This is a genomic window from Streptomyces sp. NPDC030840 (genome assembly GCF_055572015.1).
On the sequence record NZ_JBVIEE010000007.1, the window covers coordinates 273,444 to 286,465 of the forward strand.

11 protein-coding genes are annotated in these 13,022 nt (G+C 71.2%); 6 read left to right on the top strand and 5 right to left on the bottom strand.

Annotation, left to right across the window (positions count from 1 at the left end):
- Nucleotides 1–184 precede the first annotated feature (184 nt).
- Nucleotides 185–1,486: a glycosyltransferase gene (locus tag ACZ49J_RS18335; RefSeq protein ID WP_468349448.1), complete on the bottom strand. Its 1,302-nt coding sequence runs from the start codon at nucleotides 1,484–1,486 to the stop codon at nucleotides 185–187.
- A gap of 206 nt (nucleotides 1,487–1,692) precedes the next feature.
- On the opposite strand from ACZ49J_RS18335, the gene ACZ49J_RS18340 reads away from it, so the two are divergent.
- From ACZ49J_RS18340 to ACZ49J_RS18355, 4 genes are all read left to right on the top strand, one after another.
- Complete coding sequence (locus tag ACZ49J_RS18340) at nucleotides 1,693–2,316, top strand: YceI family protein (RefSeq protein WP_467449169.1); 624 nt, start codon at nucleotides 1,693–1,695, stop codon at nucleotides 2,314–2,316.
- A 37-nt stretch (nucleotides 2,317–2,353) separates the two neighbouring features.
- Complete coding sequence (locus ACZ49J_RS18345) at nucleotides 2,354–2,503, top strand: hypothetical protein (RefSeq protein WP_467449171.1); 150 nt, start codon at nucleotides 2,354–2,356, stop codon at nucleotides 2,501–2,503.
- A gap of 68 nt (nucleotides 2,504–2,571) precedes the next feature.
- Complete coding sequence (locus tag ACZ49J_RS18350) at nucleotides 2,572–2,802, top strand: hypothetical protein (protein ID WP_467449172.1); 231 nt, start codon at nucleotides 2,572–2,574, stop codon at nucleotides 2,800–2,802.
- A gap of 10 nt (nucleotides 2,803–2,812) precedes the next feature.
- On the top strand, nucleotides 2,813–4,180 hold the full coding sequence (locus ACZ49J_RS18355; RefSeq protein ID WP_467449173.1) for a hypothetical protein: 1,368 nt from the start codon (nucleotides 2,813–2,815) through the stop codon (nucleotides 4,178–4,180).
- 63 nt (nucleotides 4,181–4,243) lie between these two features.
- Here ACZ49J_RS18355 and cimA read toward each other — a convergent pair whose 3' ends face one another.
- From cimA to ACZ49J_RS18370, 3 genes are all read right to left on the bottom strand, one after another.
- On the bottom strand, nucleotides 4,244–5,848 hold the full coding sequence (gene cimA / locus ACZ49J_RS18360; protein WP_467449175.1) for a citramalate synthase: 1,605 nt from the start codon (nucleotides 5,846–5,848) through the stop codon (nucleotides 4,244–4,246).
- A gap of 408 nt (nucleotides 5,849–6,256) precedes the next feature.
- A complete protein-coding gene (locus ACZ49J_RS18365; protein ID WP_467449176.1) occupies nucleotides 6,257–7,345 on the bottom strand; it encodes a branched-chain amino acid aminotransferase in 1,089 nt (362 codons plus the stop codon).
- 271 nt (nucleotides 7,346–7,616) lie between these two features.
- Nucleotides 7,617–8,660, bottom strand: a complete 1,044-nt coding sequence (locus tag ACZ49J_RS18370) for a 3-isopropylmalate dehydrogenase (protein ID WP_467449177.1) — start codon at nucleotides 8,658–8,660, stop codon at nucleotides 7,617–7,619.
- Between the two features lie 143 nt (nucleotides 8,661–8,803).
- On the opposite strand from ACZ49J_RS18370, the gene ACZ49J_RS18375 reads away from it, so the two are divergent.
- Complete coding sequence (locus ACZ49J_RS18375) at nucleotides 8,804–10,375, top strand: purple acid phosphatase family protein (RefSeq protein ID WP_467449179.1); 1,572 nt, start codon at nucleotides 8,804–8,806, stop codon at nucleotides 10,373–10,375.
- A 100-nt stretch (nucleotides 10,376–10,475) separates the two neighbouring features.
- Here the strand turns inward: ACZ49J_RS18375 and ACZ49J_RS18380 are convergent, their stop codons facing one another.
- Entirely contained in the window at nucleotides 10,476–10,607 is a 132-nt protein-coding gene (locus ACZ49J_RS18380) for a hypothetical protein (RefSeq protein WP_134036311.1), read from the bottom strand.
- 336 nt (nucleotides 10,608–10,943) lie between these two features.
- On the opposite strand from ACZ49J_RS18380, the gene ACZ49J_RS18385 reads away from it, so the two are divergent.
- Nucleotides 10,944–12,872 (top strand): glycoside hydrolase family 97 protein, encoded by a 1,929-nt coding sequence (locus ACZ49J_RS18385; RefSeq protein WP_467449181.1) that lies wholly within the window; start codon nucleotides 10,944–10,946, stop codon nucleotides 12,870–12,872.
- Nucleotides 12,873–13,022: the final 150 nt, after the last annotated feature.

Consider the following 13,022-nt stretch of genomic DNA (forward strand, 5'->3'; position numbering starts at 1 on the left):
GACGTCGGTGCCGTCCATGGCAGGTGACGTCGGTGGCGTCCATGGCAGGTGACGGGGGTGCCGTCCATGGCAGGTGACGGGGGTGCCGTCCATGGCAGGTGACGTCGGTGGCGTCCATGGCGGGTGACGGGTGGCGGGGTGCGGTCCGTGGCGGGTGGCGGGGGTGCCGTCCTCGCCCCGGTCCTCAAACGCCTGAGGGGCTGAGCTCAGGCGCCCAGACCGGAAGCAGGTCCTCGGCCAGTACCCGGTCCCAGGAAGGGTGGGCCTCCCGGGCCGTGGCCGCCGCGCGGTGCCGCACCGCGTCGAGGAGTCCCGGCCGGTCGAGCAGCCCGGACAGCGCATCCGCCCAGCCCCGCACGTCGTCGGGCCGTACGACGACACCGTCCTCACCGGGCGCGGCCAGCCACCGCGTGGTCCGGGCGCCCTCGGGCAGGACGACGGCGAGACCACTGGCCATCGCCTCGGCGACGACGTTGCCGCAGGTCTCGGAGCGGGACGGGAACCCGAAGACGTCGCAGCCGGCGTACACACGCGCGAGCCGCTCCTGCGGCAGCGCCCCCAACAGGGTGACGTCCCCGCCGAGAACCCGTCCCACCGCTCCCGCCTCCGCGCCGGCACCCACCATGACGGCGTGCACGCCCCTCCCCCGGTCCCGCAGCAGCCGCAGACTCTCGGCCAGCAACATCACCCGCTTGGACGCGTCCAGCCGTCCGGCGAAGAGGACGAGCGGACGGTCCGTCGGCAACCCGTACTCGCGGGCGAGCCAGGCCCTGGCCGTCCCGTCGGGGCGGAAGCGGGTGTGGTCGACGCCGCGGCGCAGCAGCGAGACCCTGTCCGCGCCCAGGGCGCGGGAGAGTTCCTCACGCCCGGCCGGCGTGGGGACCAGCACGCGGTCGCAGTCCCGCAACAGCCGGTCGCGCCGCCCCCGCGCCCAGGCCTGCGCCCGGTCCGCCGCCCACTCCCCCGCCCACCGCACCGTCCGGTCGGCGAGGTAGCGGGTGTACACCGACGCCAGCGCGGGGACGTCCGTGTGGACGGAACCGACGACCCTCGGGCGTCCGGCGCCCTTCCGTGCCGCGCGCCGGGCGAGCCGGGCGGCGGTGGTGGCGTACGCGAAGCAGTGCGTCAGGTGCCAGACGTCGTGCCGAGGGAGCAGTGCCGCGAGGCGCGGGTGGTAGGGGGTGAGATCGGAGACGTCCTCCGCGCCGTCGGCCGACGTCAGGGCGGCGGTGCTGAGCACGGGTCGCAGCATGACGAACCGCACCCGTGGCGAGAGGACCTCGACCCGCTCCCGCTCCCCGAGGAAGTAGACGGTCAGGTCCAGCCCAAGGCCTCCGGGGGCTGAGTCGGGGAGCCTGGCGGCGCTCTCCGCGAAGCGCTCCCAGCACTTGACGTGTCCGCCCGCCGTACCGCTCCGCACGAGTTCTACCAGGACCGCGACCGAGGCGGACACCGAGTGCGAGGCCGACTCCGAGACCGAGACCATGATCGCCGAGTACCACTTCCGCCAGGCGTCCAATCGGTGTCCGCCGCCGATGTACGCGCTCCGGGGGCCGGGGAAGCAGTGCGCGAAATGTTGAATGTTGGACGGGAATACCACTACGGTGGGCGCCGTTGAAACCGTCAAAGATTCAACAACCTTGGCCGTGGCTTCCCCGCCGGAACCGCGACCCGTCCCCCAAGGAGCACGTCATGAGCATCTTCGGCCGCAAGAGCAGCACCACCGAGACCGCCACGACCGCCACCGCGCCCGCCGCGGCCGTGAACCCCGACCTCGCCGCCCTGACCGGCGACTACACGATCGACCCCTCCCACTCGACGATCGGCTTCGTGGCCCGCCACGCCATGGTCACCAACGTCAAGGGCGGCTTCCTCGACTTCTCGGGGTCGCTGCACCTGGACGGCGCGGACCCGGCCCGGTCCACCGCTTCGATCGACGTGAAGATGGACAGCATCGACACCGGTTCCGCCGACCGCGACGGTCACCTCAAGAGCGCGGACTTCTTCAGGACCGAGGAGTTCCCGACGATGACGTTCCGCTCCACCGAGGCGCAGGCCCTCGGCGGGGACGACTACCGCATCACGGGTGACCTCACCATCCTCGGCACGACCAAGCCCCTGACGATCGACCTGGAGTTCAACGGCTCCGCCAAGGACCCCTTCGGCAACGAGCGCGTCGGCTTCGAGGGCAAGGCCGAGATCCTCCGTTCCGAGTGGGGCCTCACCTGGAACGCGGCCCTGGAGACCGGCGGCGTCCTCGTCTCCGACAAGATCAAGCTGGTCTTCGACATCTCCGCGATCAGGAACGCCGGCTGACCGGGGCGGCGAGCCCTCACGCCCTTCCCCCGCTGCCGTGACCAGGGCCCGGCTGATCACCCAGGCGAAGCTCATCGCGGGCGGCGGTGTCACGGCGGCGACCGCGAAGCCGTTCGCCGAGGCGGAGCACCTGCTGACGACCGGCCGGTACGGGGCGGCGCCGGCGGAGGCGTACCGGGCGGCGTGACGGTACACGGGTGGGCCCGGGCGCGGCTGGTCCGCGTTCGAGCCCACCGGCCTGTGGACAGCGGCTTCATGAACAGCGCGTTCACGGTCGGCGTGTCCATGGCCAGCGCGTTCATGGCCAGCGCGTTCATGGCCAGCGCGTTCATGGCCAGCGCGTTCATGGCCAGCGCGTTCATGGCCAGCGCGTTCATGGCCAGCCCGTTTTTCATGGCCAGCGCGTTCATGGTCAATGTGTCCATGGCCAGCCGGTTTTCAGGCCTCGACCATCCGTTTCGTCCGCTTTCGCCCCTCGCGAGGTAGCTTCGAATGTATGAACGCTGCACTCGTTCGCGGTCTTCTGTGTCTGCTGGTCGCCCCGCTCGTCGCGGCGCTGGCGGTGCTCTCGGTCGGTGCGCCCGGCGCGCACGCGGCCACCGACCTGTCCACGGTCGCCGACTCCCTGCGCGAGGGTCCCGTCTACGTCGATCCGGAGGCCACCGACCAGCTCTCCGGGTCGGACGCCGAGGCGCTGGCCGACAAGATCAGGGACGCGGACAAGCCGATCTTCGTGGCGGTCCTGCCGGAGGACCAGCCGACCCGGAACCTCTTCGCCAACCTCCGTACGGAGACGGGGATCACCGGGCTGTACGGCGTCCGCGTCGGTGACCGCTTCGACGCCCGCGCCGACAGCAGCGTGCTGAGCCGGGACGCGGTGGGCAACCTCGTCACCGCGGCCCGGGACGCGGGTGACGCCAAGGCCCAGCTCAACGACTTCGTCGACGACGCGGTGCGCAGTGACATCGGCGGTTCGGCGCCGTCCGCCTGGAGCGGGGACGGCGGCGACGCGGGCGTGGACGCGGGCGCCCTGGCCGCTGTGGGCGCGGTGCTCGCGGCGGGCGGCGCGAGCGCGTACGCCCTGGTCCGCCGGAACCGCCGCCGGAAGGAGGAGGAACGGCGCGAGGCCCTGGAGAAGCTGCGTGTCGTGGTCGACGAGGACATCACCGCCTTCGGCGAGGAACTCGACCGCCTCGACTTCCACCCCGCGGAGCCCGGCGCGGACGACGCCATGCGCGCGGACTACGAGCGGGCGCTGGACGCCTACGAGCGGGCGAAGTCGTTGATGGCCGCGGCCCGGCGCCCCGAGGAGGTGCGCGGGGTCACCGAGGCCCTGGAGGACGGCCGGTTCTCGCTCGCCCTGCTGGCCGCGCGCCGTGAGGGCCGTCCGCTGCCCGACCGCCGCCCGCCGTGCTTCTTCGACCCGCGGCACGGCCCGTCGGTGGCCGACGCGGCGTGGAGCCCCGACGGCGGCACTCCCCGGGAGGTCCCGGTCTGCGCGGCCGACCAGGCACGGCTGGCCGACGGCCTCGACCCGATGGCCCGTGAGGTGGACACGGTGTCCGGCCGCCGCCCGTACTGGGAGGCCGGACCGGCCTACGGGCCCTGGGCGGGCGGCTACTTCGGCGGCGGCATCCTGCCCGGCCTGCTGATCGGCACCCTGCTCGGCCACATGATGGCCACCCCGGCGTACGCCGCGATGTACGGCGCCGGCTACGGCGACTTCAGCGGCGGCGGCTACGACGGCGGCGACGTCTCGGGCGCGGACTTCAGCACCGACGACTTCTCCGGCGGCTTCGGCGGCGGGGACTTCGGCGGGGGTGGCGACTTCGGAGGCGGCGGAGACTTCGGCGGAGGTTTCTGACCGCTGGACGGGCTCCCCGGGACGGCGTGGCCGGCCCCGGGGAGCCCGTCTGTCAGCCGGTGGTCACTCCGCGGGCTCCACCCCGGCCCGCAGCAGGCCGTACGTGTAGGCGTCCTCCAGGGCCTGCCACGACGCGGCGATCACGTTGTCGGCGACACCCACCGTGGACCACTCCTCCGCCCCGTCGGACGTGGAGATCAGCACGCGGGTCGTGGAGTTCGTACCGTGCTTGCCCTCCAGGATGCGGACCTTGTAGTCGACGAGCTCGAACTTCGCGAGCTGCGGGTAGATCTTCTCCAGGGCGACGCGGAGGGCGCGGTCGAGGGCGTTCACCGGGCCGTTGCCCTCGGCGGTGGCGACGATGCGCTCGCTCTTGGCCCACAGCTTGACGGTGGCCTCGTTGGCGTGGCTGCCGTCGGGGCGGTCCTCGGCGATGGCGCGCCAGGACTCGGTGCGGAAGTAGCGCAGGGGCCTGCCCGCCACCTCCTCGCGGAGCAGCAGTTCGAAGGACGCGTCGGCCGCCTCGTACGTGTAGCCCTTGAGCTCGCGCTCCTTGACCCGCTCCACGACGCGGCCGACGAGCTCGCGGTCGCCGCCCAGGTCGACGCCGAGTTCCTTGCCCTTGAGCTCGACGGAGGCGCGCCCCGCCATGTCGGAGACCAGCATGCGCATGGTGTTGCCGACCTGCTCGGGGTCGATGTGCTGGTACAGGTCCGGGTCGACCTTGATGGCGGAGGCGTGGAGGCCGGCCTTGTGCGCGAAGGCCGAGACGCCGACGTACGGCTGGTGCGTGGAGGGTGTGAGGTTCACGACCTCGGCGATCGCGTGCGAGATCCGCGTCATCTCGCGCAGCCTGCCCTCGGGGAGGACCTTCTTGCCGTACTTCAGCTCCAGGGCCGCGACGACCGGGAAGAGGTTGGAGTTGCCGACGCGCTCGCCATAGCCGTTCGCGGTGCACTGCACGTGGGTCGCGCCCGCGTCCACCGCGGCCAGCGTGTTGGCGACCGCGCAGCCCGTGTCGTCCTGGGCGTGGATACCGAGGCGGGCGCCGGTGTCGGCGAGGACGGTGGCGACGACGGCCTGGACCTGGGCGGGGAGCATGCCGCCGTTGGTGTCGCACAGGACGACCACGTCGGCGCCGGCCTCGGATGCCGCGCGGACGACCGCCTTCGCGTACTCGGGGTTCGCGCGGTAGCCGTCGAAGAAGTGCTCGCAGTCGACGAAGACGCGGCGGCCCTGTTCCCGCAGGAAGGACACCGTGTCGCGGACCATCTCCAGGTTCTCGTCCAGCGTCGTGCGCAGGGCCAGTTCCACGTGCCGGTCGTGGGACTTGGCGACCAGGGTGATGACGGGGGCGCCGGAGTCGAGCAGCGCCTTGACCTGCGGGTCCTCGCTCGCCTTGCCGCCCGCGCGGCGGGTCGCGCCGAAGGCGACCAGCTGGGCGTGCCGGAAGTCGATCTCCTGCTGGGCGCGGGCGAAGAACTCGGTGTCGCGCGGGTTGGCGCCGGGCCAGCCCCCCTCGATGAAGCCCACGCCGAAGTCGTCCAGGTGCCGTGCGATGGCCAGCTTGTCCGCGACGGTGAGGTTGATGCCCTCACGCTGCGCGCCGTCGCGCAGCGTGGTGTCGAAGACGTGGAAGGAATCGTCGAGGTCGCTGGTCTTGGTCATCGCTTTGGGCTCCTGTACTGGATCTCGGTCTACCGGAATGACCGGCTCCACCATCCCCCGTGCTCCCTCGCGCTCTCCTCCTGGCCGCTGGTGGGGCCAGGAAAACGAAAGACCTCTCGCGGGTGCGAGAGGTCTGCGCGCGGGTCGAGGACGACGGTGTCCGCCCGTACCTGGTCGTACGTGGCGGTCACTGCGGACCGGCGCGCCTGCTGCCAATAATCATGGCGAACGAGAGCACGGAGGCAGTGTGGCACAAGCTGCCCCCGCGCTCACCTTCCGTCTCAGTATGCGAGCACCGGGCTGTCATCGCAGGTGTCAGGGCCGCCTCGGACCAGGATCCGGGCGGCCCTGACGGTCGCCGGCGAGGGCTGGCGGTCACCCGAGAGGGCCCGCGGTCACCCGTGAGGGTCAGCCGAGCCTGTGCATCCAGCCGTGGGTGTCCTCCGCCGTGCCGCGCTGGATGTCGAGCAGCGCCTCACGGAGCCGGAGGGTGACCTCGCCGGGCTCGCCGCCCGACTGCTGCCACTCGGCGCCCGTGCGCTTGACGGTGCCGACGGGGGTGATGACCGCGGCGGTGCCGCAGGCGAAGACCTCCGTGAGCGTGCCGTTCTCGGCGTCACGCTGCCACTGGTCGATGGACACGCGGCCCTCCTCGGCGGTGTACCCGAGGTCGCGGGCGACGGTGAGAAGCGAGTCACGGGTGACGCCCTCAAGGATCGAGCCCGTGAGCGTGGGCGTGACGATCCGGTCCCCGTACACGAAGTACAGGTTCATGCCGCCGAGCTCCTCGATCCACTTGTGCTCGACCGCGTCGAGGTAGCAGACCTGGTCGCAGCCCTTGGCGGCGGCCTCGGCCTGGGCGAGCAGGGAGGCCGCGTAGTTGCCGCCGGTCTTGGCGTCACCCATGCCGCCAGGGACGGCGCGGACGCGGTCCTCGGAGAGCCAGATGGAGACCGGCTTGACGCCGCCCGGGAAGTACGCGCCCGCCGGGGAGGCGATCACGAGGAAGAGGTACTCGCCCGCCGGCTTCACGCCCAGGCCGACCTCGGTGGCGATCATGAACGGGCGCAGGTACAGCGACTCCTCGCCGCCGTGCGCGGGCACCCACGCCTTGTCCTGCTGGACCAGCACGTCACAGGCCTCGATGAACGTCTCCTCCGGCAGCTCGGGCATCCCGAGGCGGTGGGAGGAGCGCTGGAAGCGACGGGCGTTCATCTCGGGGCGGAAGGTGGCGACGGAGCCGTCGGGCTGCCGGTAGGCCTTGAGACCCTCGAAGATCTCCTGGGCGTAGTGCAGGACCATCGTGGCGGGGTCGAGGGAGATCGGCGCGTAGGGGACGAGCTGGCCGTCGTGCCAGCCGCGGCCCTCGGTCCACTTGATCGTCACCATGTGGTCGGTGAAGTGGCGGCCGAACCCCGGGTTGGCCAGAATCGCCTCGCGCTCCGCGTCGGAGAGTGGGTTGGCCGAGGGCTTGAGCTCGATCGTGGGCGTCGTCATGTGTCGTTGTCCTTCACCGGTATGTGTGTGACGGGCCGCGCTCCTCGGTACGGCTCTGGAGGACCAGTCCTAGGACGTCCGAGCATCCCCTGAGGCAGCTCCGCGTTCGATTATCGCAAGCGGGCGGCCATGCAGGAATGGCGTGAAGGCGACCCTTGGGCATGCCCAGGGAGATTGATGGTGACACCCGGCGAGGGCACGGGAAAGCCGCCGGGTGCGTGGGGTGCGACCCGGCGGCTTACTCAGAAGGTGAGTGAGTAGGGCGGCGGGGTCAGCCGGCTACTCGTACGGCGAGCGCGTCGCCGATCTCTTCGGTGGAGCGGGCGGGCTTCCCGACGCGCTCCGCGAGGTCGGCGGAGACGGCCTCCTCGATGCGGGCGGCCTCGGCCTCGTAGCCGAGGTGACGCAGCAGGAGGGCGACGGACAGGACGGTGGCCGACGGGTCGGCCTTGCCCTGGCCGGCGATGTCCGGGGCCGAGCCGTGGACGGGCTCGAACATGGACGGGAACTCACCGCTCGGGTTGATGTTGCCGGAGGCGGCCACGCCGATGCCGCCGGAGACGGCCGCGGCGAGGTCGGTGATGATGTCGCCGAAGAGGTTGTCGGTGACGATCACGTCGAAGCGCTCGGGCTGGGTGACGAGGTAGATCGTCGCCGCGTCGACGTGCATGTACTCGGTGGTGACCTCGGGGTACTCCGCGGCCACCTTGTTGAAGATGTTCGTCCACAGGTGCCCCGCGAAGGTCAGCACGTTGTTCTTGTGGATCAGCGCGAGCTTCTTGCGCGGGCGGGCCTGGGCGCGGGCGAAGGCGTCGCGGACGACGCGCTCGACACCGAAGGCCGTGTTGACGGAGACCTCGGTGGCGACCTCGTGCTCGGTGCCCTTGCGGATGGTGCCGCCGTTGCCGGTGTACGGGCCCTCGGTGCCCTCGCGGACCACGACGAAGTCGATCCGCGGCTCACCGGCGAGCGGGGTGGCCACACCCGGCAGGAGCTTGGAAGGCCGCAGGTTGACGTGGTGGTCGAAGGCGAAGCGGAGCTTGAGCAGGAAGCCGCGCTCCAGCACGCCGGACGGCACCGACGGGTCGCCGATGGCGCCGAGCAGGATCGCGTCGTGCTGCTTCAGGGCGTCGAGGTCGGCGTCGGTGAGGGTCTCACCGGTGGCGTGGTAGCGCTTGGCGCCGAAGTCGTACTCCTTGGTCTCCAGCTTCACATCCTGCGGGAGGACGGCGGAGAGGACCTTCAGACCCTGGGCCACGACTTCCTGGCCGATGCCGTCACCGGGGATCACTGCGAGATTGAGGCTGCGAGACATGACGGCACCGTACTCCTTGTCCCATGGGATGACACGCGGTGTCCGGGATGTGGACCTCATCGTGTCGGTGCGGCACCAAGCCGTTGACCGGCGTTCACCCCCGCGTTTGCCCGGAGTTGGGCATCGCTGGGAAGTTGCACGACATGGAGACACCGGACTTCGGCATTCCTCATCAGCTCGCGCGCCGGATGAGCATGGCGGAACAGCACGAGTACCTGCGCACGAGACTGTCCCGGCGCCGCACGCTGGTGACCGCGGGCGCGGTGGCCGGCGGGCTGCTGACCGGCTGCTCGGGGCCGGACACGACGACGGCGGGCCGCTCGTCCGCGTCGGCCACGGCGACGGAGCGGGTGGACGGTTCCGTCGTCGCGCCCTTCGGCCGTCATCTCGCCTTCGGCGCCGACCCGAAGACGCAGATGCGCGTCTCCTGGCAGGTGCCGCTCGCGGTGCGCAAGCCGTACATCCGCGTGGGGGCCCGCCCCGACGACCTGAGCCGGAAGATCGAGGCCGAGGTCCGCGACCTGGCCACTCCGGCACTGGGGGGCCGTCCGGCGTACGAGCAGTACTACGTGCACGCGGCCCTGGACGGTCTGCGGCCCGGGACGACGTACTACTACGGCGTCGGCCACGACGGCTTCGACCCGGCCTCGCCACGCAACAGGGCGACGATCACCTCCTTCCGCACGGCGCCCGCGAGCCCGGAGAAGTTCGTCTTCACCGCCTTCGGCGACCAGGGCGTCAGCGCGGAGGCGATCGCCAACGACAAGGTGCTGCTGCGCCAGGAACCCGCCTTCCATCTGCACGCGGGCGACATCTGCTACGCGGACAACACCGGCCACGGCGAGAAGTCGGACCTGTTCAACCCGTCGACGTGGGACTCGTTCCTCAAGCAGACCGAGCCGGTGGCGAAGTCGGTGCCGTGGATGGTGGCGGTCGGCAACCACGACATGGAGGCGTGGTACTCGCCGGACGGGTACGGCGGGCAGCTGGCCCGGTTCTCCCTCCCGGACAACGGCTTCGACCCCCGGAAGGCGCCGGGCGTGTACGCGTTCACGTACGGCAACGTCGGTGTGGTGTCCCTGGACGCGAACGACGTCTCGTACGAGATTCCGGCCAACTTCGGCTACACCGACGGAAAGCAGACCAGGTGGCTTGACCGGACGCTGAAGGACCTGCGGGCGTCGGACGCGGTCGACTTCATCGTCGTCTTCTTCCACCACTGCGCGTACTCCACGTCGAAGCACGCCTCCGACGGCGGTCTGCGCGCCGAGTGGCTGCCGCTGTTCGCCCAGCACCAGGTCGATCTGGTGATCAACGGCCACAACCACGTGTACGAGCGGACGGACGCCATCAAGAACGGCGAGGTCGGCAAGCCCGTGCCGATCGGCGCGTCGACGGATCCGGCACGGGACGGGATCGTGTACGTCACGGCGGGCGGCGGCGGCAAGACCCTCTACGGCTTTCCGGAGGGCGTGAAGGACAGCTACGAGGGGCACGTCAGCGACCGCGAGTCCATCGAGTCGTTCCTCTGGACGAAGTCGCGGAAGGAGAAGAGCGAGACCGTGGAGTGGTCGCGGGTCAGGTACACCGGGTTCTCCTTCCTCTCGGTGGAGGTGGAGACCGGTACGGGCGGCGGGGCCGCCCGGCTGAAGGTGTCGGCGCTCTCGGAGAAGGGTGAGCGCGTCGACCACTTCGAGGTGCGGCGCGGCAAGTGAGCCGGAGCACGTCCGATGACCCCGGGCCCACGGCCGCGCCGCACCCCGCGCGGGTGCGGCTCCCGGCTGAGGGGGTGCGCGACTGGTGGTGCGGCTCGGATCAGTGTCCGGTCGCTCCGCCGTTGTCCCTGCGGTCGAGGGCGCGCTGGAGCGCGGCGGCGGCGTTCTTGCGGTCGGACTCACTCGTGCGGGTCATGCGGCGGACTCGGCGGCGGGCGGTCGTCTCGGCCATGGGGATCCACTCCTTCGAGGACATGCGGGAGTAAGGAAAGAGGGGTAACGAGACAGACGCCGGAAGGGGCGGGGAGCGGGGCCGCAGGGGTTGCCTGCCTTCGGGCTCCGGCTCACGACCGCCATTCGCTTGGTCGAGCGAGACGTTCGGCTTCTACAAAAGTAAGGGACGGCGGACCGCCTGTCTCCACAATTACTTGGCCTTCCTACTATCTGAGACAGTGCAGTGGGTCACACCCTGTAGTTATCCGATGTATATGGCTGCCTGACTCCTTGACAGCCTCAGGCGACGCATCCACCCTCACAGTCATCGGATGACTGCGACAGGGAGAGCCGCATGCCCGCCATCCCGGCCCTGTTAAGGCCGCGCACCCTCGTGTTGACCCTCTGTTCCGCACTTCTCGCCTCGGCGGTGGCCGCGCCGCCCGCCCTCGCCGGCCCCACGCCGACGGCACGGTCCTGGGAGGTGTCGGGACCGCCCGGCTCCCCCACGGCCGTCGTGGCGCTCGACCCGGCCGACGGCGTGCCCACCCTGGCCGTCAGACGCTCGGGCCGCACGGTCCTGGAGCCCTCCCCCGTCGGCCTGGTCACCGAGCGGGCCGACTTCACCAAGGATCTGACCTTCACCGGCCGCAGCGACCGCACGGTGGCCGGCAGCTACACCAGCACGTCCGGCAAGTCCGAGCGGCGCACGGTCCGCATGAACGAGTCCCGCTTCCGGTTCCGCACCGCCGACGGCGCCCGCCTCGACCTGGTGACCCGGGTGGCCCGCGACGGCGTCGCCTACCGCTACGTGCTCCCCCGCGACGAGGGCGACGTCCTGCGCGAGGCGTCCTCGTTCACACTGCCCGCCGGCACGGACGCGGTCATCAGCAAGTACCGCCACGACAATGAGCTGCTCTTCTCCCGGTACGCCTCGGCGACCCAGCCGCCGACGGGCCAGTACTCGATGCAGGCCCTCTTCAACACCCCCGGCGGACATGCCCTGATCGCCGAGTCGGACCTGGGCGGCTCGTACTCCGGAGCCCGTCTGACGCACGAGGAGGGCTCCTCCACGTACAAGGTCGGCCTCTGGAACGACGAACCGGTCCAGGTGCCCGACGGCTCCTCGCTCACCACCCCCTGGCGGGCGGTCGTCACCGGCGACCTGACGACCGTCACCGAGTCGAACTTCATCGACGACCTGGCCCCGCCCTCCCGCGTCCGCGACACCTCCTGGATCAAGCCCGGTCCGGCGCTGTGGACCTGGCTCGCGGGCGGCAGGGAGGCCGGGCAGAGCCTTGAGGCACAGAAGAAGTACGTCGACTACGCGGCCGAGCGCGGCTGGCCGTACGAGGTCGTGGACGCAGGCTGGTACTTCAAGCCCGGCGAGTGGGAGGTCATCGACCCCAACTGGCAGACGGACAACTGGATGCCCGAGCTGGTGCGGTACGGGGCGGCCAAGGGCGTCAAGATCCAGGTGTGGCTGCACTACACACTGCTCACGGACCCCGCCGAGCGTGAGAAGTGGCTGTCCACGCTGGAGCGCTGGGGCGTGACGGGCGTCAAGATCGACTTCATGGACTCGGAGTCCCAGGAGCGCATGCGCTGGTACGACGACGTCCTGGAGGCGACCGCCCGCCACCACCTGATGGTCAACTTCCACGGCTCGACCATCCCGAAGGGCATGCAGCGCACCTGGCCGCACGTGATGACCTTCGAGGGCGTCGGCGGCGAGGAGAAGCGCACCAACACCGCCGAGCACCTCGCGGCGCTGCCCTTCACCCGCAACGTCCTGGGCTCGATGGACTTCACCCCGGGCGCCTTCCACCGCCCGTACCGGCCCAACGTGAACTCGGACGCGAGTGAGCTGGGCCTGAGCGTGCTGTACGAGTCCGGCATCCAGAACCTCGCCGGTACGCCCGAGTCGTACGACGCCCGGCCGGAGGCCCGCCGCTACCTGGAGCAGCTGCCCGCGCGCTGGGAGAGGACCCGGCTGCTGACCGGCGACCCGGGCCGCTCGGCGGTGCTCGCCCGGCAGGCGCCCGACGGACGGTGGTTCATCGGCGGAACGTTCGCGGGCGCGGCGCGGACCGTGGACGTTCCGCTGCGGCTGGGCTCGGGCCGCTGGCTGGTGGAGACGGTCACGGACGGTCCGTCGGGGCTGGTCCGCACCCCGAAGGTGGTCCGGGGCGGTGACACCCTCTCCGTGCCGGTGGTCGCGGACGGCGGCTTCGCGGCGCAGGCGTGCCGGTGGTGGAAGGGCCGCACGACCTGCGACAGCTGAGCCCCGCCGGTGACGCGTGGGCGGTCGCGACGGTCCTCACGGCACCGTCGCGACCGCCCCAGCCCGCCGGCGGTGGGTGTACTCAGCCACGCTGGTCCCGGCCGACGGCCGTGGCCGGGCCGCCGAGCGGCCTGGCCACGTGGTCGGCGC

Bases quoted from the DNA above. Each gene is read 5' to 3' on its own strand.
- ACZ49J_RS18375 (WP_467449179.1), top strand. From the start codon at position 8,804: ATGGAGACACCGGACTTCGGCATTCCTCATCAGCTCGCGCGCCGGATG.
- ACZ49J_RS18340 (WP_467449169.1), top strand. From the start codon at position 1,693: ATGAGCATCTTCGGCCGCAAGAGCAGCACCACCGAGACCGCCACGACC.
- ACZ49J_RS18370 (WP_467449177.1), bottom strand. From the start codon at position 8,660: ATGTCTCGCAGCCTCAATCTCGCAGTGATCCCCGGTGACGGCATCGGC.
- ACZ49J_RS18365 (WP_467449176.1), bottom strand. From the start codon at position 7,345: ATGACGACGCCCACGATCGAGCTCAAGCCCTCGGCCAACCCACTCTCC.
- cimA (WP_467449175.1), bottom strand. From the start codon at position 5,848: ATGACCAAGACCAGCGACCTCGACGATTCCTTCCACGTCTTCGACACC.
- ACZ49J_RS18335 (WP_468349448.1), bottom strand. From the start codon at position 1,486: ATGGTCTCGGTCTCGGAGTCGGCCTCGCACTCGGTGTCCGCCTCGGTC.
- ACZ49J_RS18350 (WP_467449172.1), top strand. From the start codon at position 2,572: ATGAACAGCGCGTTCACGGTCGGCGTGTCCATGGCCAGCGCGTTCATG.
- ACZ49J_RS18355 (WP_467449173.1), top strand. From the start codon at position 2,813: ATGAACGCTGCACTCGTTCGCGGTCTTCTGTGTCTGCTGGTCGCCCCG.
- ACZ49J_RS18380 (WP_134036311.1), bottom strand. From the start codon at position 10,607: ATGGCCGAGACGACCGCCCGCCGCCGAGTCCGCCGCATGACCCGCACG.
- ACZ49J_RS18385 (WP_467449181.1), top strand. From the start codon at position 10,944: ATGCCCGCCATCCCGGCCCTGTTAAGGCCGCGCACCCTCGTGTTGACC.